Origin of the sequence: Ectothiorhodospira mobilis, from assembly GCF_900114895.1 — a bacterium.
In the GTDB taxonomy this organism is placed as follows: Bacteria; Pseudomonadota; Gammaproteobacteria; order Ectothiorhodospirales; family Ectothiorhodospiraceae; genus Ectothiorhodospira; species Ectothiorhodospira mobilis_A.
Genome location: NZ_FOUO01000009.1, coordinates 26,103 through 43,111, shown reverse-complemented (window position 1 = coordinate 43,111; position 17,009 = coordinate 26,103). Strand labels below are relative to the sequence as shown.

Below are 17,009 nucleotides of genomic sequence, written 5' to 3'. Positions count from 1 at the left end.
CGGGACCCTCCCGGGGGCGACGCCCCCGAGCAATACACCCCGGGGCCCCTCGGGCCCCGGTCCCGAATCACCAGTCATCCAGGTTACCCCATGACAGACGACAACCGGCCCGCCTTCAAGCGCATCCTGCTGAAGCTGAGTGGTGAGGCCCTCATGGGGGACCAGGAGTACGGCATCTGTCCCCAGGTGCTGGGCCGGGTGGCCCGGGAGGTGGCGGAGTTGAGCCGGTTGGGGGTGGAGGTGGCCATCGTCATCGGCGGCGGCAACATCTTCCGCGGCGCGGGTATGGCCCAGGCGGGTATGGACCGGGTGACCGCGGACCATATGGGGATGCTGGCCACGGTGATGAACGGCCTGGCCATGCAGGACGCCCTGGAGCGGGTGGGCAAGTTCTGCCGCGTCATGTCCGCCCTGAAGATCAACCAGGTGTGCGAGGACTACATCCGCCGACGCGCCGTGCGCCACCTGGAAAAGGGGCGGATCGTGGTCTTTGCCGCGGGCACCGGCAATCCCTTCTTCACCACCGATACCGCCGCCAGTCTGCGGGCCATCGAGATGAACGCGGACGTCATGATCAAGGCCACGAAGGTGGATGGCGTCTACGATGCCGATCCGGTATCGAATCCCGACGCGCGGCGCTACGAGCGGCTCACCTACGATGCGGTCCTGAATCACCGCCTCGGGGTGATGGACGCCACCGCCATCGTCATGTGCCGGGACAACGACATGCCCCTTCGGGTCATCAATATCTACAAGGAAGGGGAACTCCAGCGCCTGGTCATGGGAGAGCGCGTGGGGACCCTGGTCGAGAGAGGTTAGTGCCACATGCTGGATACCATCAAGAAAGACGCCGCCACGCGCATGGGCAAGAGCATCGAGGCCCTGCGTCACGAGTTGGCCAAGATCCGCACCGGTCGTGCTCACACCAGCCTGATGGACCATGTCCATGTGGAGTACTACGGCAGTGAGGTGCCCATCCACCAGGTGGCCAGCGTCAACGTGGAGGATGCCCGCACCCTCACCGTGACCCCCTGGGAGCGGGATATGGTGGGCAAGGTGGAGAAGGCCATCATGAACTCGGATCTGGGCCTCAATCCGGCCACCGCCGGGACCGTCATCCGTGTGCCCATGCCCGCCCTCACCGAGGAGCGCCGCAAGGAGCTGGTGAAGGTGGTGCGCCATGAGGCGGAGAACGCCCGCGTGGCCATCCGCAACATCCGTCGGGATGCCAACGGTGAACTCAAGTCCCTGCTCAAGGACAAGACCCTGTCGGAGGACGATGAACGCAAGGGGCAGGACGAGATCCAGAAGCTGACGGACCAGTACGTGGCCGAGGTGGACAAGGTCCTGGCGGAAAAGGAAAAGGAACTGATGGCCGTTTGAACGGCGCGGCGCAGTCCCGGCAGTGACGGAATTCTCCTCCAGCTTCGAAGGCGTGCCCCGGCACGTGGCCATCATCATGGATGGCAACGGCCGCTGGGCGCGTGCCCGCATGCGGCCGCGCACCGAGGGCCACCGCCAGGGGGTGAAGGCGGCGCGCACGGCCGTACGCGTATGCGCCGCCCGCGGCGTGCAGGTCCTGACCCTGTTCGCCTTCAGCAGCGAGAACTGGCGCCGCCCGCGCCACGAGGTGGGGACCCTCATGGACCTGTTCGTGGGTTCCATCGGCCGGGAGGTCCCGGAGCTGGTGGAAAAGGGCATCCGTCTGCGTTTCATCGGTGATCGCAGCGCCTTTTCCGAACGTCTGCAGGAGCGCATGGCCGAGGCCGAGACGCGCACCGCGGGCAACGACCACATGGACCTGGTGGTGGCGGTGAGCTATGGCGGGCGCTGGGACATCACCCAGGCCGCCCGGCGTCTGGCAGAGCGCGTCCATGCCGGCGAACTGGATCCCCAGGCGGTGACGGCCCAGGTGCTGGAATCGCACCTGGCCACGGCGCAACTGCCGGACCCCGATCTCTTCATCCGCACGGGGGGGGAGAAGCGCATCAGCAACTTCCTCCTGTGGCAACTGGCCTATACCGAACTCTATTTCTCCGACGTGCTCTGGCCCGATTTCGACGAAACCGAGCTGGACCGGGCCTTCGCCTGTTTCGCCGGCAGGCAGCGCCGATTCGGCCACATCCAGGAACAGATCGCGGGGAACGGGGATGCTTAGGCAGCGGGTGATCACCGCCGTGCTCCTGGCCGCCGGGCTGGTGGCCGGAGTGCTCTGGTTGCCCGGGGTGGCCTTTGCCGCCGCCATGCTGGGGGTGATCCTCCTGGGGGCGTGGGAATGGGGCCGCCTGTGCGGTCTGCAAGGCCGTGCCCGCCGGGGCCTCTATGTCACCGCCCTGGGGGCAGTGGCCCTGGGGTGTGCCCAGTCGGTGTTCGTCCAGGGTCTGATCTGGCCCGTGGCCCTGGCGGTCCTCTGGTGGCCGCTGGTGGTGGCGGGGCTGACCGTCTATCATCCCGGGCATCCCCTGCTGCAGGGCCCCCGGCGCCCCTTGCTGTTCGCCCTGGCCGGGGGGCTGACCCTGATCCCCGCCTGGCTCGCCCTGGTATGGCTCCACCAGGTGCAGCCGCTGCTGGTGCTTTATCTCATCCTGCTCACCGCCGGCGCCGATACCGCGGCCTATTTCACCGGCCGGCGCTTCGGCCGCACGCGTCTGGCCCCGGAGATCAGTCCCGGCAAGACCCGGGAGGGGCTGCTGGGGGCCGTCCTGGGGACCCTGCCCCTGGCCCTGCTGGGGATGTGGGCCCTGGGGGTCACCCCGCGTCTGGGGGTCTATTTCGTACTCCTGTGTCTGGTCACGGTGCTGGTCTCCGTGGCCGGGGACCTCTTCGAGAGCGTGCTCAAACGGGAGGCGGGGGCCAAGGACAGCGGCACCCTGCTGCCCGGTCATGGCGGGGTTCTGGACCGCATCGACAGCCTCACCGCTGCCGCGCCCATCTTCCTTGCCGGTCTGATCTGGGGCGGATTTGTGGCAAGATAGCGTCTTCACGATCCCCCGTCCCCGGGGTGGCAGGCACGGCAATGCCAAGGGGGAGGGCCGGGCGATCCGGCTTTGACACGACCGATTGAACACCGGAAGAGGATTCACATGAGCGCTTCCCCCATGGGCATCACCGTCCTGGGCGCCACCGGCACCATCGGGGTCAATACCCTGGACGTGGTGGCCCGGCACCCCAAGCGCTACCGGGTGGTGGCCCTTACGGCCAATGGCAACGTGGAGCGGCTGGTGGCCCAGTGCCGGGTCCATACCCCGGAATTCGCCGTGGTGGCCGATCCGGCCCGGGAGGGGGAGCTGGCCGCCGCCCTGCGTGATGCCGGACTGCAGACCCAGGCCATGGCCGGTGCCGACGCCCTGGAGGAGGTGGCGCGGCTGCCCCAGACCCATTGCGTCATGGCCGCCATCGTCGGCGGTGCCGGCTTGCTGCCTTCCCTGGCGGCGGCCCGGGCCGGCAAGCGGGTGCTGCTGGCCAACAAGGAGGCCCTGGTGATGTCGGGCCGCCTGTTCATGGACGAGATCCGCAAAAGCGGTGCCGAACTGCTCCCCATCGACAGCGAGCACAACGCCATCTTCCAGTGCATGCCCCGGGACTTCGGCGACGGCCTGGAACGGGTGGGGGTGGAGTGCATCCTGCTCACCGCCTCCGGGGGCCCCTTCCGGGACTATGCCGCGGAGGATCTGGAGGCGGTGACCCCGGAGCAGGCCTGTGCCCATCCCAACTGGGTCATGGGGCGCAAGATCTCCGTGGACTCCGCCTCCATGATGAACAAGGGGCTGGAGCTGATCGAGGCCTGCTGGCTGTTCGACACCACCCCCGACAAGGTGGAGGTGGTGCTGCACCCCCAGAGCGTGATCCATTCCATGGTGTCCTACAGCGACGGCTCCGTCCTGGCCCAACTGGGCAACCCGGACATGCGCACCCCCATCGCCCATGCCCTGGCCTGGCCTGAGCGCATCCACTCCGGGGTGGACCCCCTGGACATCGTGCGGGTGGGGCGATTGGACTTCGAGGCCCCGGATATGGACCGTTTCCCCTGCCTGCGCCTGGCCTATGAGGCCTTCCGCGCCGGCGGCACCGCCACCGCCATCCTCAACGCCGCCAACGAGGTGGCGGTGGAGGCCTTCCTGCAGGCGCGCATCCGCTTCACCGACATCCCCCGGGTGATCGAATCGGCCCTGGAGGGGATCCCCCGGGGGGATGCCCTGGAGCTGGCGCAGATCCTGGAGGCGGACCGGGCCGCACGGGAGGCGGCGGGAGCGGCCGTGACCCGCATCGGCGGTGCGACGCGGCGATGAGCTTCCTGGTGAGCATCGCCGCCTTCGTGGTGGCCATCGGCATCCTCGTCACCGTGCACGAGTTCGGGCACTACTGGGTGGCGCGGCGTTGCGGCGTCAAGGTGCTGCGCTTCTCCGTGGGCTTCGGCCGCCCCCTGTGGCGGCGCGTGGCCGGCCGGGACGGCATCGAGTATGTCCTCGGCTCGATCCCCCTGGGGGGCTACGTGAAGATGCTGGACGAGCGCGAGGCGCCGGTGCCGGAGGCGGAACGCCACCGGGCCTTCAACCGCCAGACCGTGGGGCGGCGCATCGCCATCGTGGCGGCGGGGCCCGCGGCCAATTTCCTCTTTGCCATTGCCGTCTTCGCCCTCATGTACAGCCTGGGGGTGAGCGGCGTGAAGCCCGTGGTGGGGGCCGTGGAGCCCGGTACCGTGGCCGCGGCGGCAGATGTGGCGCCCCGGGACGAGCTGCTGGCCGTGGGGGATACCCGGGTGCGTACCTGGGAACAGGCCGCCGTGGCCCTGCTGGATGAGGGCATGGACGGCGGTTCCCTGGCGCTGCGGGTGCGTACCTCCGGCGGTGGTGAGGCGGTGCGGCTGCTGGACCTGGACGGACGCCGGCATCTGCTCACCGGCGAGGGTACGGTGCTGGACAAGTTGGGCATCCGCCCCTGGCGCCCCTGGTCCGAGCCGGTGCTGGGGGAGCTGGTGGCGGACGGCGCGGCGGCCCGCGCCGGCCTGCGTCCGGGGGATCGCATCCTGCAGGTGGACGGACGTCCCCTGCAGGACTGGAACGACTGGGTGGCTTATGTCCAGGCCCGCCCGGATCAGGACCTGCAGCTGCGCATCCGGCGCGACGGCCGCGAGCTTGATCTCACCCTGCATACCGATGCGGTGAGGGAGAACGGCGAGACTGTGGGCCGCATTGGCGCCTATCCCCGGGTAGACGAGGCGGCAGCGGAGGCCATGCGGGTGGTGATCCGTCACGACCCCTTCACGGCCGTGTGGATGGGTTTGGACCGCACCTGGGAGATGTCTGCCCTGACCCTGCGGGTCATGGCACGGCTGATCACGGGGGACGCCGCCCTGAGCAACATCGCCGGGCCCGTGAGCATCGCCGAGTACGCCGGCACCAGTGCCCTCATCGGGGTGAGCGCCTTCCTCAGTTTCCTCGGACTGGTGAGCCTGAGTCTGGGCATCATCAACCTCATGCCCATCCCCGTGCTGGATGGCGGCCATCTTTTGTACTACGCGGTGGAACTGGTCAAGGGCAGCCCGGTGTCCGAGACCGTGGAGGCCGTGGGGCAGCGCATCGGCCTGGCGCTGATCGCCATGCTCATGACCCTGGCCCTCTACAACGACTTCATGCGAATCCTGGGTTGAAACCGAATGTCCCCTGAGGTGCAACGACTCATCGCCGGCGCGGGTCTGGTCCTGTCCATTGTGGCCCCCGCCTCCCTGCACGCCGAAGAAGAGGGCCGCTTCGTCATCGGCGACATCCGGGTGGAGGGGCTGGAGCGCATCACCCCCGGCACGGTCTACAGCTACCTGCCCCTAAAGGTGGGGGACACCTTCGATCCCGGCCGCAGCCCACAGGTGATCCAGACCCTGTACGAGACCGGGTTCTTCTCCGATGTGCGCCTCTCCAGACGCGACGATACCCTGGTGGTCCGCGTGGAGGAACGGCCGGCCATCAACGAGGTCCGCATCAGCGGTAACCGGGACATCAAGACCGAACAACTGGAAGAGGCCCTGCGGCAGGTGGGGCTGGACCGGGGCCGGGTGTTCAACCGGGGCGTGCTGGAGCGCCTGAAGAACGAGCTGCTGCAGCAGTACTTCGCCCGGGGCAAGTACAACGTTCAGGTGGACGTGGAGGTGGAACCCCTGGAGCGCAACCGGGTGGATGTGATCATCGACATCGCCGAGGGCCAGGTGGCCCGCATCCGGGACATCCGGGTGGTGGGCAATGAGACCTATTCGGACGAGACCATCCTGGACCGCTTCGAATCGGGTAACGCCCCCTGGTACAACCCCTTCAGCCGGCGGGACCAGTATTCCAAGCAGCGCCTCTCGGGGGATCTGGAGCGCCTGCGTTCCCTGTATCTGGATTCGGGCTTTCTCAACTTCAACCTGGATTCCACCCAGGTCACCCTCACCCCCGACTTCAAGGACCTCTACGTCACCATCAACGTACAAGAAGGGGAGCAGTACCGCATCCGTGAGGTGAAGCTGGCCGGGGAACTCATCGTGGCCGAGGACGAGTTGCGGGAATTGCTGCAGGTGGAGGCCGGGGACATCTTCTCCCGCCGCCGGGTGACCGAATCCGCCGAGGCCCTGACCCGCCGTCTGGGGGACGAGGGGTATGCCTTCGCCAACGTCAATCCCATCCCCGAGGTGGACGAGGAAAACGGCGAGGTGGACCTAACCTTCTTCGTGGACCCCGGGCAGCGGGTCTATGTGCGCCGCATCCACTTCAACGGCAACGATCGAACCCGGGACGAGGTCCTGCGCCGGGAGATGCGCCAGATGGAGGCCGGCTGGTACGACGCCTCACGGGTGGAACGATCCCGGGTGCGCCTGCAGCGCCTGCCCTACATCCAGGACGTGAACGTGGAGACTCGGCGCGTGCCGGGATCATCCAATCAGGTGGACCTGGATATCACCGTGGAGGAACGCCTGTCGGGCAACTTCATGATCGGCGCCGGGTACTCCCAGAGCGACGGTGTGCTGCTCAACATGAGCCTCTCGGAGGACAATTTCCTGGGTTCCGGTAACAGCGTGTCCGTCACCCTGAACAACAGCCAGGTGAACACCGTCTACAGCCTGTCCTACATGAATCCCTACTACACCCTCGACGGCATCAGCCGGGGGTTCAATCTCTACTACCGCGAGACGGACGCCTACGAGGCGGATATCTCCCGCTATTCCTCGGACCGCTTCGGCGCCGACATCTCCTACGGCATCCCCCTGACGGAATACGACACCTTCCGCATCACTCCGGGGATCGAGGGGGTGGACGTGATCACCTCCGACTACACGCCGGACGAGATCTTCGACTACCTGGACCGGGAAGGGAATGACTATCAGCTCTACACCCTGGGGGCCAGCCTGAGCCACGACACCCGCAACCGCACGGTGTTCGCCGAGAAGGGCAACCTGCAGCGGCTCGGCCTGGACCTGTCCCTGCCCGGCAGCGATCTGGAGTATTATAAGCTCAGCTACCGCAACCAGCATTATCTACCCCTGCGCGAGCGCCTGGTCCTGCGCCTCTCCGGGGAGGTGGCCTATGGGGATGCCTATGGCGACACCTCGGATCTGCCCTTCTTCGAGAAATACTTCGCCGGGGGATACCGCTCCGTGCGCGGGTTCGAGGACTACACCCTGGGGGCACCGGGCACCCGGGACAGTGAAGGAGACCCCTACGGCGGCAACTTCCGCCTCCTGGGGGGCGCCGAACTCATCTTCCCGCCCCCCTTCATGCAGGAGGCGGACAACATGCGCATGAGCATCTTTCTGGATGCCGGTCAGGTCTATCCCACCTACGAAGACTTCGAGGCCGGTGAGATCCGTTTCTCCACGGGTGTGGGCTGGACCTGGCTCTCACCGGTGGGCGCGTTGACATTCAGTCTGGCCGAAGCGTTAAATGACAAGCCCGATGATGAGCTGCAGACCTTCCAGTTCAACATCGGCGCTTCGTTCTAGCCACGGCCGCATCCCGATCCAAGACACCGCCCAAGGTGGGCAGCATCTGGAGAAAGACATTGAAGAGGCATATCCGTCCACTGGGTTACGTACTGGGGCTCATCATCCTGCTGGCGGTCCCCGCCGTGACCCTGGCCGCCGATGCGGTGGCCTTCGTCAACATCAGCCGGGTGATGGAGCAGTGCCCGCAGACGGAGGCCCTGTTCAAACAACTGGAACAGGAATTCTCCCCGCGGGAGGCGGAGCTGGTGGCCGAGCGGGATGCCCTGCGGGAGATGCAGCAGCGCCTGGAGCGGGATGCGGAGATCATGGGCAGCGACGAGCGCTCCGAGCTGCAGCGGGAATTCCGTAACCGTTCCCGGGAGTTTCAGCATAACCAGGAGATGTTCCAGGAGGATCTCAACTCCCGGCGCAACGAGGAACTGGCCCGGGTGCAGCGCCTGGTGCAGTCGGTGATCCTCGACATCGCCCAGCGGGATGAACTGGATCTGGTGGTGACCGAACGCACCGTGGTCTATGCCAGCGACCGGGCGGACATCACCGGCCGAGTCCTGGAGGAATTGCGCCGCCGATACGAATCCTCCGGCGAATAAGGCCCAAGGCGGCATGGGTGTCACCCTGCAGACCCTGGCCGTGCAGGTGGGCGGCGTGCTCCACGGCGGGGAAGAAGGGGCCTGCGTGGACTCCGTGGCCCCCCTGGAGCGGGCGGGTCCGGGACAGGTGGCCTTCGTCTCCCGGGGGCGCTATCGCCAGGCGCTGGAAGGTACGCGGGCCGGCCTGGTGATCCTGGGGGCGGAGGACCTGCCCCTGTGTCCCGTGCCCGCCCTGGTGTGTGACGATCCCCACCTGGGCTTTGCCCGGGCCGCGCGCCTGCTGCACCCGCCGCCAAGTCCTGCGCCGGGGATCCATCCCTCCGCCCACGTGGATCCCGGCGCCCGGGTGCATCCCTCCGCCGCGGTGGGCCCCCATTGTGTGGTGGGGGCGGGCTGCGAACTGGGAGAATGTGTCGTCCTCGGCCCCGGCTGTGTCCTGGAACCCGGCAGCCGCGTGGGGGCGGACTCCCGCCTCGAGGCCCGGGTCACCCTGGGCCGGGGCGTGGTGGTGGGCCGCCGCGCCCTGATCCAGCCGGGGGCCGTCATCGGCGCCGACGGCTTCGGCTTCGCCCGGGACGGCGAGGCCTGGGTGCGTGTGCCCCAGGTGGGCGGGGTGCGCATCGGCGATGACGTGGAGGTGGGGGCCAACACCACCATCGACCGGGGGGCCCTGGAGGACACCGTCCTCGAGGACGGTGTCAAGCTGGACAACCAGGTGCAGGTGGCCCACAACGTGCGCATCGGCGCCCACACCGCCGTGGCCGGGTGCGTCGGCATCGCGGGCAGTGCCCGCATCGGCCGCGGCTGCGCCATCGGCGGCGGCGCCGGTATCCTCGGTCACCTGGAGATCACCGACGGGGTCACCATCACCGCCATGACCCTGGTGACCCGTTCCATCCCCGACCCCGGGGTCTACTCCTCGGGGGTACCCCAGGCCCCCTCCGGCGATTGGAACCGGAGCCTGGCCCACCTGCGCCGCCTGGGGGATCTGTTCCGGCGCATCCGCCGCATCGAGCGGGTCCTGCAGGGGGACGCGCGCGATTGAGCGCGGCGCAGGTCCGCCCCTCCGCCCATGGCCAGAAGCGGCGGGCGCTACCGGGATCATGCCCCACGGAAGGCGTCAGGGGTTCCCTGGCAATCCAATTGCAAATCCATCACGAGCCCGATCCGAATCGACCCAGAAAAGAACAGGAACAATCCGTGGACCAGATGACCATTCATGAGGTGCTGCGCTGCCTGCCGCACCGTTTTCCCTTCCTGATGGTGGACCGGGTCACCGAGTACAAACCCGGTGAATACCTGGACGGCATCAAGAACGTCTCCTTCAACGAACCCTACTTCCAGGGGCATTTCCCCATCCGGCCGGTGATGCCCGGGGTGCTCATCCTGGAGGCCCTGGCCCAGGCCACGGGCTTGCTGGCCTTCAAGACCCAGGAACACCGGGGTGAGGGGGGCGATCGGCAACAGCTCTATCTCTTCGTGGGCATCGACGAGGCCCGTTTCCGCCGTCAGGTGGAGCCCGGTGACCAGCTGCACCTGCACGTGGAGCATGTGCGCACCATGCGCGGCATCTGGCGCTTCAACGGCGAGGCGCGGGTGGACGGCGAGGTGGTGGCCTCCGCCAGTCTCATGTGCGCCGGCAAGGACGTGGAATCATGATCGACCCCCGGGCGGTGATCGATCCCGGGGCGCGGATCGCGGAAGATGTGCACATCGGGCCGTTCACGGTCATCGGGCCGGATGTGGAGATCGGCCGCGGCACCCATATCGGCCCCCATGTGGTCATCCGCGAGGGTACGCGGGTGGGGGAGGAGTGCCGGATCTTCCAGTTCGCCTCCCTGGGGGAGGCCCCCCAGGACCTGAGCTATGCCGGTGAGCCCACGCGCCTGGAGATCGGCGATCGCAACACCATTCGCGAATTCGTGACCCTGAGCCGCGGCACCCCCAAGGGCGGCGGTTGCACCCGTGTGGGTTCGGACAACCTCATCATGGCCTATGTCCACATCGCCCACGACTGCCGCGTGGGCAGCCATGGGGTCTTCTCCAACGCCGCCTCCCTGGCGGGGCATTGCCAGGTGGGGGACCGGGTGGTGCTGGGCGGCTTTACCCTGGTGCACCAGTTCTGCCGCATCGGGGACCAGGCCTTCACCAGCATGGGCACGGCCCTGAACCGGGATCTGCCGCCGTATTGCCTGGCCTCCGGCAATTACGCCCGGGCGGTGGGTATCAATAAGGTGGGGCTCCGGCGGCGGGGGGCCTCCCCGGAACTGGTGTCCGCCCTGCACCGCGCCTTCAAGCATCTGGTGCGGGGGCGCGATCGGGAGCGCGGCTTGGAGGCCGTGGCCCCGTTGGCCCAGGCCCACCCGGAGGTGGCGGCCTTCGTGGCCTTCATCCGCGAGAGTCAGGACAAGCACCGGGGCATCGTGCGCACCGCCCCCCGCCGGGGCGAGGGCTGAGCCGGGGGATCAGCGGCTGCCGGGGGCGTCGTCCCCGCCGCCTTCTGGCTCCCCCAGGCGCACGTCCAGGACGCGGATGCGCCGGATGGCCTCCATGTCCCGGGCGGCGAAGAGGCGCTCCACCAGGGCCTTCACGTCCCGGAGGCGGATGCGGGTCAGGTCCACGTCCAGCTCCAGACGCAGTTCCACCTTCATGACCGCCCTCCCACCGGCGTTGCCTCTTCCGGGTCCGGCCTGAAGGGGTCCAGCAGGTCCTGGACCTTCATGGGATCGGCCAGCCCGGACAGCTTGAGGCTGGTCTCATCATGGCAGATCACCCCCACCTTGCCGTAGCGCAGCAGACGCCCCAGCCATCCCCAGGACACCCCCGCCGCCTGGATCTCCTTCAGGGGGATGATGTGCCGCCGCCGCCAGAGGGTGCCGGTGACCGTGATGAGATGGCGGTCGGTCACCGTCACCTCCGTGTTGATGAAGGTGGTCAGGGCACGGGCCAGCAGGCCGGGCAGCAGCAGCAGGTAGATCATGGCCGCCAGGGACAGCCCGCCCAGGCCGAAGGGCCCCAGGGCCAGCACCAGGGCCAGGGTGGTGAGCAGGATGGAGGGCAGGAATACCCCCCAGTGGGTCTCGGCATGGAAGCGGATCACCTCGCCGGGCTCCAGCAATTCCTCGGTGGGATCGTCCCGGCTCAGGGAGAAGGCCAGCAGGGTGAGCACCATGGCCGGGGGCAGCAGCAGCGTCCCCGCCGTGAGCAGCGTGGTGCCCACGGCGGTGCCGAAGAAGCGCATGCCCCCCAGCAGGTTCACCACCGCGGCCAGCAGGAAGGCGGCGGCGGCGAAGTAGAGGCGCCGCCGCCAGCGGGCGCCCCCCTCCAGGGTGCGGCAGTGGCGCCGGGGCCACCAGCGCACCAGCAGGACCATCAGGGTGCAGGGGAACAGGAAGATGAACAGCACCAGGGAGACCAGGGCGGATTGTCCCGGCAGGGCCAGGGCCCCCACCAGGGTCAGGATCGTAGTCCCCGCCAGGGTCAGGGGGATCCAGCGGCGCCGGCTGGGACGTTCGGTGTCGTTCATGGCTGCGGCCATCATGATGCCTCAGTGGTGGGGGACGCATTGCCGGACGGCAGCAGCCGCCCGTGGTCCATGAGTTCCAGGGCCATGCGGGCCACGTTCTCCGAGGCCCCGCCATCGCCCAGGCGCGCGCGCACCCGGGCCAGTCCCTGGCACACCTGTTGATGATAGTCCGGATCGGTGAGCAGGCGTTCCACCTCGGCCCCGATGGCCTCGGGCCGGGCCCGGGACTGGACGAATTCCTGCACCACGCGTTCGCCGGCGACGATGTTGGCCAGGCCGATGTCCCGGATCAGCAGCATGCGCTTGAGCACGGCGTAGGTCAGCGGCGAGACCCGATAGAGGATGGCCATGGGGGTGCCCATCAGGGCCGCCTCCAGGGTGGCCGTGCCCGAGGCGATGATGAGGGTGTGGCTGGCGGCCAGCACATCGTGGGTGCGCCCCGTCACCTGGCGGATCCCCAGTTGCGGGTCCAGATGGGGGGTGACATCCCGCTCCACGTTTACCCCCGGGGCCAGGGGCAGGACGAACTGCACCCGGGGATGGCGCCGGCGCAGCCAGCGGCAGGTCTGCATCATCACCGGCAGGTGGCGGCGCAGTTCGCCCCTGCGGCTGCCGGGCAGGAGGCCCACCACCTGAGCCTCCGGGTCCAGATCCAGGTCCTGGCGGATCACCTCCGGCGGGGCGCCGGGGCGCACCGTGTCCACCAGGGGGTTGCCCACGTAGCGCACGGGGATGCCGTGGCGTTGGTAGAATTCCGTCTCGAAGGGGAACAGCACCGCCATGGCGTCGATCACCTCGCCGATGCGCCGCACCCGCCGCGCGCGCCATGCCCAGACCTGGGGGCTGACGTAGAACAGCACCGGGATCCCCAGGGCCTTGGCCGTGCGCGCCAGGCGCAGGTTGAACTCCACGTAGTCCACCAGCACCAGCAGGTCCGGCGGGTCCGCCCGCAGCCGGGCCTTGAGGGTGTCCAGGGCGCGGCGGATGTCGCGGTAGTGGGCCAGGACCTCCCACAGGCCCACCACGGCCAGGTCCCGGGCGTCCACGATCCGCTCCGTGCCCGCCGCCGCCAGGGCGTCGCAGCCCATGCCCGAGTAGCGGTTCCCCGGGCGCAATCGCTCCAGGGCGCGCACCATCTCCGCTGCGTGCTGGTCCCCGGAGGCCTCTCCGGCCACCACCATGATGTGCCGGGGGCGGGTGTTCACCGCGGTGCCGCCTCCCGCACCCGGGCGGCGATGCGGTCCGCCGTCTCCAGGGGCAGCTCGGGGTGGATGGGCAGGGACAGGCAGCGGGCGGCCACGTCCTCGGTCACCGGCAGGTCCACCCCGGCGGTGATGTCGGCGAAGGCCTTCTGCCGGTGCAAAGGGATGGGGTAGTAGATGGCCGAGGCCACCTCCGCTTTCTGCAGGGCGGCCATGATGGCGTCGCGGTGCTCGCTCAGCAGGGTGTACTGGTGGAAGACATGCACCCCCAGGCCGTCCTCGAAGGGGGGCGTGGCGCCGCTCTCTGCAAGGCCTGCGTGGTAACGCTGGGCCACCGCCCGGCGGCGGGCGTTGAAGTCATCCACATGGGGCAGCTTCACCCGCAGGATGGCCGCCTGCATCTCGTCCAGGCGGCTGTTGTAGCCGATGCGGTCATGGTGATAGCGCACGTCGCTGCCGTGGTTGCGCAGGTTGCGCAGCAGGGCGGCGTGTTCTGCGTCCCGCGCCGTCACCAGACCGCCGTCGCCGAAGGCCCCCAGGTTCTTGCTGGGGAAGAAGCTGAAGCAGCCGAAATCCCCGAAGGCCCCCGTCTGACGCCCGTCCAGGGTGGCGCCGAAGGACTGGGCGCAGTCCTCGATGAGCATCAGACCGTGTGCCTGGCACAGGTCCGACAGGGCGTGCAGGTTCGCCGGCTGCCCGAACAGGTGCACCGGCAGCAGGGCCCGGGTGCGGGGCGTGATGGCGGCCTCCACCCGCTCGGGATCGATGTTGAAGGTCTTCGGGTCGATGTCCACGAACACCGGCGTGGCGCCCACGTAGCGGATGGCCTCGGCGGTGGCGATGAAGGTGAAGGCGGTGGTGATCACCTCGTCCCCGGGGCCGATGCCGGCGGCCCGCAGGGCCAGGTGCAGGGCATCGGTGCCCGAGGCGCAGGTGACGGCGTGCTCCACCCCCAGATACGCCGCCAGTTCCGACTCCAGGGCCTGGACATTGGGGCCCAGGATGAAACGGGTGTCGGCCAGCACCCCCTGCACGGCGGCGTCGATCTCCGCCTTGAGATGGGCGTACTGGGCCTTGAGGTCAACCATGGGGATCATGCGCAATCCTTCTTCATCAATTCGTCTGGATAATGGGTGCCCGCAGGGCGGGAGGCACGGGGTCAGGGCGCGGACTGCCCCAGCACGGGGGCCTCGCCATGGAGCAGCTCGCTGATGCGGATAGCCGTCTCCAGGGCCCGCTGGCCGTCCTCGCCGCTGACGACCACCGGCGCCTCACCGCGCACCGCCTCCAGGAAGGCCTGGATCTCCACCTTCAGGGCGTCGCCTTCCTCGAACACGGTGTTCTCGCTGGTGATCTCCGGGATCCCCGGGAAGGCCTCCCGGTCCCCGAGCCGGTGCACCGACAGGCCCCGGTTCTGGAAGTCGATGGAGACATAGGCGTTCTTCTGGAAGATGCGCATCTTGCGCTCGCTCTTGAGGCTGACCCGGCTGGAGGTGACGTTGGCCACGCAGCCGTTGTCGAACTCGATGCGGGCATTGGCGATGTCCAGGGCATCGGAGAGCACCCGGGCCCCGCTGGCCGCCAGGGATTTCACCGGCGAGCGCACCATGTCCAGGATGATGTCGATGTCGTGGATCATCAGATCCAGGACCACGTTCACGTCCGTGGTGCGGGGCTTGAAGGGGGCCAGCCGGTGGGACTCGATGAACAGGGGCGGGGTGGGGCGGCGGCTCACCTCCATGAGGGCGGCGTTGAAACGCTCCAGATGCCCCACCTGCAGGCACACGTTCTTCTCCCGGGCCAGCCGGTTGAGTTCCGCGGCCTCCGCCACCGTGCGGGTGATGGGCTTCTCCACCAGGACGTGCACGCCGTGGGCGATGCACTCCCGGGCCACCTCGTAGTGCAGCGTGGTGGGTACTACGATGCTCACCGCATCCACTTCCCCCAGCAGTTCGCGGTAGTCGGTGACGGCGCGGCAGCCGCATTCCGCCGCCACCCTTGCGGCGGCCTCGGGATCCGTGTCGGCCACGGCGACCAGTTGGGCATGATCGGCGGCGGCGTATTTCTGGGCGTGGAAACGGCCAAGGTAGCCGACGCCGATGACGGCGCATCGGATGGGGTGCATGGATCAGTTCCGGTGTAATGCGTGTGGATTAGACGGCGCCAGCGTGGGACGGGCCATGTGCTAGAATCTCCCGCCCATTTTACGGGATCCCCGTCGCCAACATAAGGCGGCATAAGGCGGCCACACCGCCGGTCTCTTCCGGGACGATGCCTGTACCCCGCATGGCCTGGGCCGCTTCCAACGCAGAGTGCGGGAAACCCTATCCCTGACTCCCCACCTCGAATAGGGTCACCGGATAACGGCGGATGGCCTCGTCCATGGTCACCAGGACCAGGGCGTGTTCAATGGCCTGGCAGATCAGCATGCGATCGAAGGGGTCGCGATGTAATGCGGGCAGCTTGACCAGATGGCGGATGCTGGCTTCATCCAGATCAAGGGAAGCGATTCCATGTCGTTGCCTTTGCAAAGGCAGATAGGCTTCCGGGGCCTGTGGCAGTGGGAGCTTGCCCAGTTGATGTTTGACGAGACATTCCCAAAGGGAAACGGCGCTCAGGTGGATCTGATTCTCCGGTCGGCGGATGGCGTGCGCGATTTCGGGGGAGAGGCGTGCGTCGTCAGTGATGTACCACAGGAAGATGTGGGTATCGATCAACAGGTTCATGACTCGAAATCGCGCAGGACCTCATCAGGCAAGGGGGCATCGAAGTCATCCGGTACCCTGAATTCCCCCTTGCACAGGCCCATGGGTCTGTCCTTTGCAGGAATCGGCCTGCGCGAGCGGATGAACTCGATGAAATCGAGCACCTCTTCCTGCTGTTCCGGCGGCAGGGCGCGAATGCGCTCCAGTACCTGGGTTTCAATACGCATCGGTGTTCACCAAAGAGGCGTGGCCGGACAGCGCCGGGCCGTATGCTAGAATTTCCCGCCCATTTTACGGGATCCCCGTCGCCAACATAAGGCGCCCCCGGGCGTTGCGACGGCCGCCGATCCCATCCATCCGCTGCGTTTCCCATGGGAGAGCCCCGCTTTTGGCGTGCGATGCAGATCTTGGTCTGGTGCGGCCCGATGTGGCCGGTGTGGATGAGGCGGGCCGGGGCCCCCTGGCCGGACCCGTGGTGGCCGCCGCGGTGATCCTGGATCCGGCCCGCCCCGTGGACGGGGTGGCCGATTCCAAGACCCTGACCCCCGCCCGCCGCGAGGCCCTGGAAGGGGTGATCCGGGAAACGGCCCTGGCCTGGGCCCTGGGCATCTGCAACCCGGAGGAGATCGACCGGCTGAACATCCTGCAGGCCACCTTCCTGGCCATGCGCCGGGCCGTGGAGGGGCTGGCCCGGGCCCCGAGCCTGGTCCTGGTGGACGGCAACCGCTGCCCCGATCTGCCCTGTGCGGCCCGGGCCGTGGTGGGGGGGGACCGCCGCGTGGCCGCCATCGGCGCCGCCTCCATCCTCGCCAAGGTGCACCGGGACCGTCTCATGGTGGAACTGGATGCCCGCTACCCCGGCTACGGCCTGGCCGGACACAAGGGCTATCCCACCGCCGCCCATCGCGCGGCCCTGGCCCGTCTCGGCCCCAGTCCCTGCCACCGCCGCAGCTTTGCCCCGGTGCGCGCCGCCGGCCAGGGATGAGCCCGCGGGACAGGGGCTTTCACGGCCTC

General features: G+C 68.2%; 19 protein-coding genes. 12 read left to right on the top strand and 7 right to left on the bottom strand.

Annotation, left to right across the window (positions count from 1 at the left end; all coding sequences use genetic code 11):
- The first annotated feature begins 90 nt into the window (after nt 1-90).
- The 11 genes from pyrH (at nt 91) to lpxA (ending at nt 11,018) form a co-directional block, all read left to right on the top strand.
- On the top strand, nt 91-819 hold the full coding sequence (pyrH, locus tag BM214_RS08415; RefSeq protein ID WP_090485613.1) for a UMP kinase: 729 nt from the start codon (nt 91-93) through the stop codon (nt 817-819).
- Between the two features lie 6 nt (nt 820-825).
- Nucleotides 826-1,383, top strand: coding sequence for a ribosome recycling factor (gene frr, locus BM214_RS08410; protein ID WP_090485610.1), 558 nt, complete (start codon nt 826-828; stop codon nt 1,381-1,383).
- 22 nt (nt 1,384-1,405) lie between these two features.
- Nucleotides 1,406-2,158: a polyprenyl diphosphate synthase gene (uppS, locus tag BM214_RS08405; RefSeq protein ID WP_280521889.1), complete on the top strand. Its 753-nt coding sequence runs from the start codon at nt 1,406-1,408 to the stop codon at nt 2,156-2,158.
- A complete protein-coding gene (locus BM214_RS08400) occupies nt 2,151-2,975 on the top strand; it encodes a phosphatidate cytidylyltransferase (protein WP_090485606.1) in 825 nt (274 codons plus the stop codon). The genes uppS and BM214_RS08400 overlap by 8 nt, the downstream gene beginning before the upstream one ends.
- A gap of 108 nt (nt 2,976-3,083) precedes the next feature.
- Entirely contained in the window at nt 3,084-4,289 is a 1,206-nt protein-coding gene (gene ispC / locus BM214_RS08395; RefSeq protein ID WP_090485602.1) for a 1-deoxy-D-xylulose-5-phosphate reductoisomerase, read from the top strand.
- Nucleotides 4,286-5,650, top strand: a complete 1,365-nt coding sequence (rseP, locus tag BM214_RS08390; protein WP_090485599.1) for an RIP metalloprotease RseP — start codon at nt 4,286-4,288, stop codon at nt 5,648-5,650. Before ispC ends, rseP begins: the two co-directional genes overlap by 4 nt.
- A gap of 6 nt (nt 5,651-5,656) precedes the next feature.
- Nucleotides 5,657-7,969, top strand: coding sequence for an outer membrane protein assembly factor BamA (gene bamA, locus BM214_RS08385; protein WP_090485596.1), 2,313 nt, complete (start codon nt 5,657-5,659; stop codon nt 7,967-7,969).
- Between the two features lie 59 nt (nt 7,970-8,028).
- Nucleotides 8,029-8,562: an OmpH/Skp family outer membrane protein gene (locus BM214_RS08380; RefSeq protein WP_090485593.1), complete on the top strand. Its 534-nt coding sequence runs from the start codon at nt 8,029-8,031 to the stop codon at nt 8,560-8,562.
- A gap of 13 nt (nt 8,563-8,575) precedes the next feature.
- On the top strand, nt 8,576-9,607 hold the full coding sequence (lpxD, locus tag BM214_RS08375) for a UDP-3-O-(3-hydroxymyristoyl)glucosamine N-acyltransferase (RefSeq protein ID WP_090485591.1): 1,032 nt from the start codon (nt 8,576-8,578) through the stop codon (nt 9,605-9,607).
- 164 nt (nt 9,608-9,771) lie between these two features.
- On the top strand, nt 9,772-10,221 hold the full coding sequence (gene fabZ / locus BM214_RS08370; RefSeq protein WP_207146506.1) for a 3-hydroxyacyl-ACP dehydratase FabZ: 450 nt from the start codon (nt 9,772-9,774) through the stop codon (nt 10,219-10,221).
- A complete protein-coding gene (lpxA, locus tag BM214_RS08365; protein ID WP_090485585.1) occupies nt 10,218-11,018 on the top strand; it encodes an acyl-ACP--UDP-N-acetylglucosamine O-acyltransferase in 801 nt (266 codons plus the stop codon). The genes fabZ and lpxA overlap by 4 nt, the downstream gene beginning before the upstream one ends.
- 9 nt (nt 11,019-11,027) lie before the next feature.
- Here the strand turns inward: lpxA and BM214_RS08360 are convergent, their stop codons facing one another.
- From BM214_RS08360 to BM214_RS08330, 7 genes are all read right to left on the bottom strand, one after another.
- On the bottom strand, nt 11,028-11,213 hold the full coding sequence (locus BM214_RS08360; protein ID WP_090485582.1) for a hypothetical protein: 186 nt from the start codon (nt 11,211-11,213) through the stop codon (nt 11,028-11,030).
- Nucleotides 11,210-12,088: a PH domain-containing protein gene (locus tag BM214_RS08355; RefSeq protein ID WP_177217628.1), complete on the bottom strand. Its 879-nt coding sequence runs from the start codon at nt 12,086-12,088 to the stop codon at nt 11,210-11,212. The genes BM214_RS08360 and BM214_RS08355 overlap by 4 nt, the downstream gene beginning before the upstream one ends.
- 11 nt (nt 12,089-12,099) lie before the next feature.
- Nucleotides 12,100-13,293: a lipid-A-disaccharide synthase gene (gene lpxB / locus BM214_RS08350; protein ID WP_280521888.1), complete on the bottom strand. Its 1,194-nt coding sequence runs from the start codon at nt 13,291-13,293 to the stop codon at nt 12,100-12,102.
- A complete protein-coding gene (locus BM214_RS08345; RefSeq protein WP_090485576.1) occupies nt 13,290-14,387 on the bottom strand; it encodes a DegT/DnrJ/EryC1/StrS family aminotransferase in 1,098 nt (365 codons plus the stop codon). Before BM214_RS08345 ends, lpxB begins: the two co-directional genes overlap by 4 nt.
- A gap of 62 nt (nt 14,388-14,449) precedes the next feature.
- Nucleotides 14,450-15,415, bottom strand: a complete 966-nt coding sequence (locus BM214_RS08340) for a Gfo/Idh/MocA family protein (RefSeq protein ID WP_090485572.1) — start codon at nt 15,413-15,415, stop codon at nt 14,450-14,452.
- Between the two features lie 199 nt (nt 15,416-15,614).
- Entirely contained in the window at nt 15,615-16,016 is a 402-nt protein-coding gene (locus BM214_RS08335) for a type II toxin-antitoxin system VapC family toxin (RefSeq protein WP_090485569.1), read from the bottom strand.
- On the bottom strand, nt 16,013-16,222 hold the full coding sequence (locus BM214_RS08330; protein ID WP_090485566.1) for a DUF2281 domain-containing protein: 210 nt from the start codon (nt 16,220-16,222) through the stop codon (nt 16,013-16,015). Before BM214_RS08330 ends, BM214_RS08335 begins: the two co-directional genes overlap by 4 nt.
- Nucleotides 16,223-16,383: 161 nt before the next feature.
- Here BM214_RS08330 and rnhB point away from each other — a divergent pair, with 161 nt between their 5' ends.
- Complete coding sequence (gene rnhB, locus BM214_RS08325; protein WP_090485563.1) at nt 16,384-16,980, top strand: ribonuclease HII; 597 nt, start codon at nt 16,384-16,386, stop codon at nt 16,978-16,980.
- Nucleotides 16,981-17,009 lie beyond the last annotated feature (29 nt).

Excerpts from the sequence above, each read along its gene's own strand:
- BM214_RS08340 (WP_090485572.1), bottom strand. The coding sequence starts at position 15,415 with ATGCACCCCATCCGATGCGCCGTCATCGGCGTCGGCTACCTTGGCCGT.
- fabZ (WP_207146506.1), top strand. The coding sequence starts at position 9,772 with ATGACCATTCATGAGGTGCTGCGCTGCCTGCCGCACCGTTTTCCCTTC.
- BM214_RS08335 (WP_090485569.1), bottom strand. The coding sequence starts at position 16,016 with ATGAACCTGTTGATCGATACCCACATCTTCCTGTGGTACATCACTGAC.
- BM214_RS08360 (WP_090485582.1), bottom strand. The coding sequence starts at position 11,213 with ATGAAGGTGGAACTGCGTCTGGAGCTGGACGTGGACCTGACCCGCATC.
- lpxA (WP_090485585.1), top strand. The coding sequence starts at position 10,218 with ATGATCGACCCCCGGGCGGTGATCGATCCCGGGGCGCGGATCGCGGAA.
- BM214_RS08345 (WP_090485576.1), bottom strand. The coding sequence starts at position 14,387 with ATGATCCCCATGGTTGACCTCAAGGCCCAGTACGCCCATCTCAAGGCG.
- rseP (WP_090485599.1), top strand. The coding sequence starts at position 4,286 with ATGAGCTTCCTGGTGAGCATCGCCGCCTTCGTGGTGGCCATCGGCATC.
- BM214_RS08330 (WP_090485566.1), bottom strand. The coding sequence starts at position 16,222 with ATGCGTATTGAAACCCAGGTACTGGAGCGCATTCGCGCCCTGCCGCCG.
- bamA (WP_090485596.1), top strand. The coding sequence starts at position 5,657 with ATGTCCCCTGAGGTGCAACGACTCATCGCCGGCGCGGGTCTGGTCCTG.
- pyrH (WP_090485613.1), top strand. The coding sequence starts at position 91 with ATGACAGACGACAACCGGCCCGCCTTCAAGCGCATCCTGCTGAAGCTG.
- BM214_RS08400 (WP_090485606.1), top strand. The coding sequence starts at position 2,151 with ATGCTTAGGCAGCGGGTGATCACCGCCGTGCTCCTGGCCGCCGGGCTG.
- frr (WP_090485610.1), top strand. The coding sequence starts at position 826 with ATGCTGGATACCATCAAGAAAGACGCCGCCACGCGCATGGGCAAGAGC.
- ispC (WP_090485602.1), top strand. The coding sequence starts at position 3,084 with ATGAGCGCTTCCCCCATGGGCATCACCGTCCTGGGCGCCACCGGCACC.
- lpxD (WP_090485591.1), top strand. The coding sequence starts at position 8,576 with ATGGGTGTCACCCTGCAGACCCTGGCCGTGCAGGTGGGCGGCGTGCTC.
- BM214_RS08355 (WP_177217628.1), bottom strand. The coding sequence starts at position 12,088 with ATGAACGACACCGAACGTCCCAGCCGGCGCCGCTGGATCCCCCTGACC.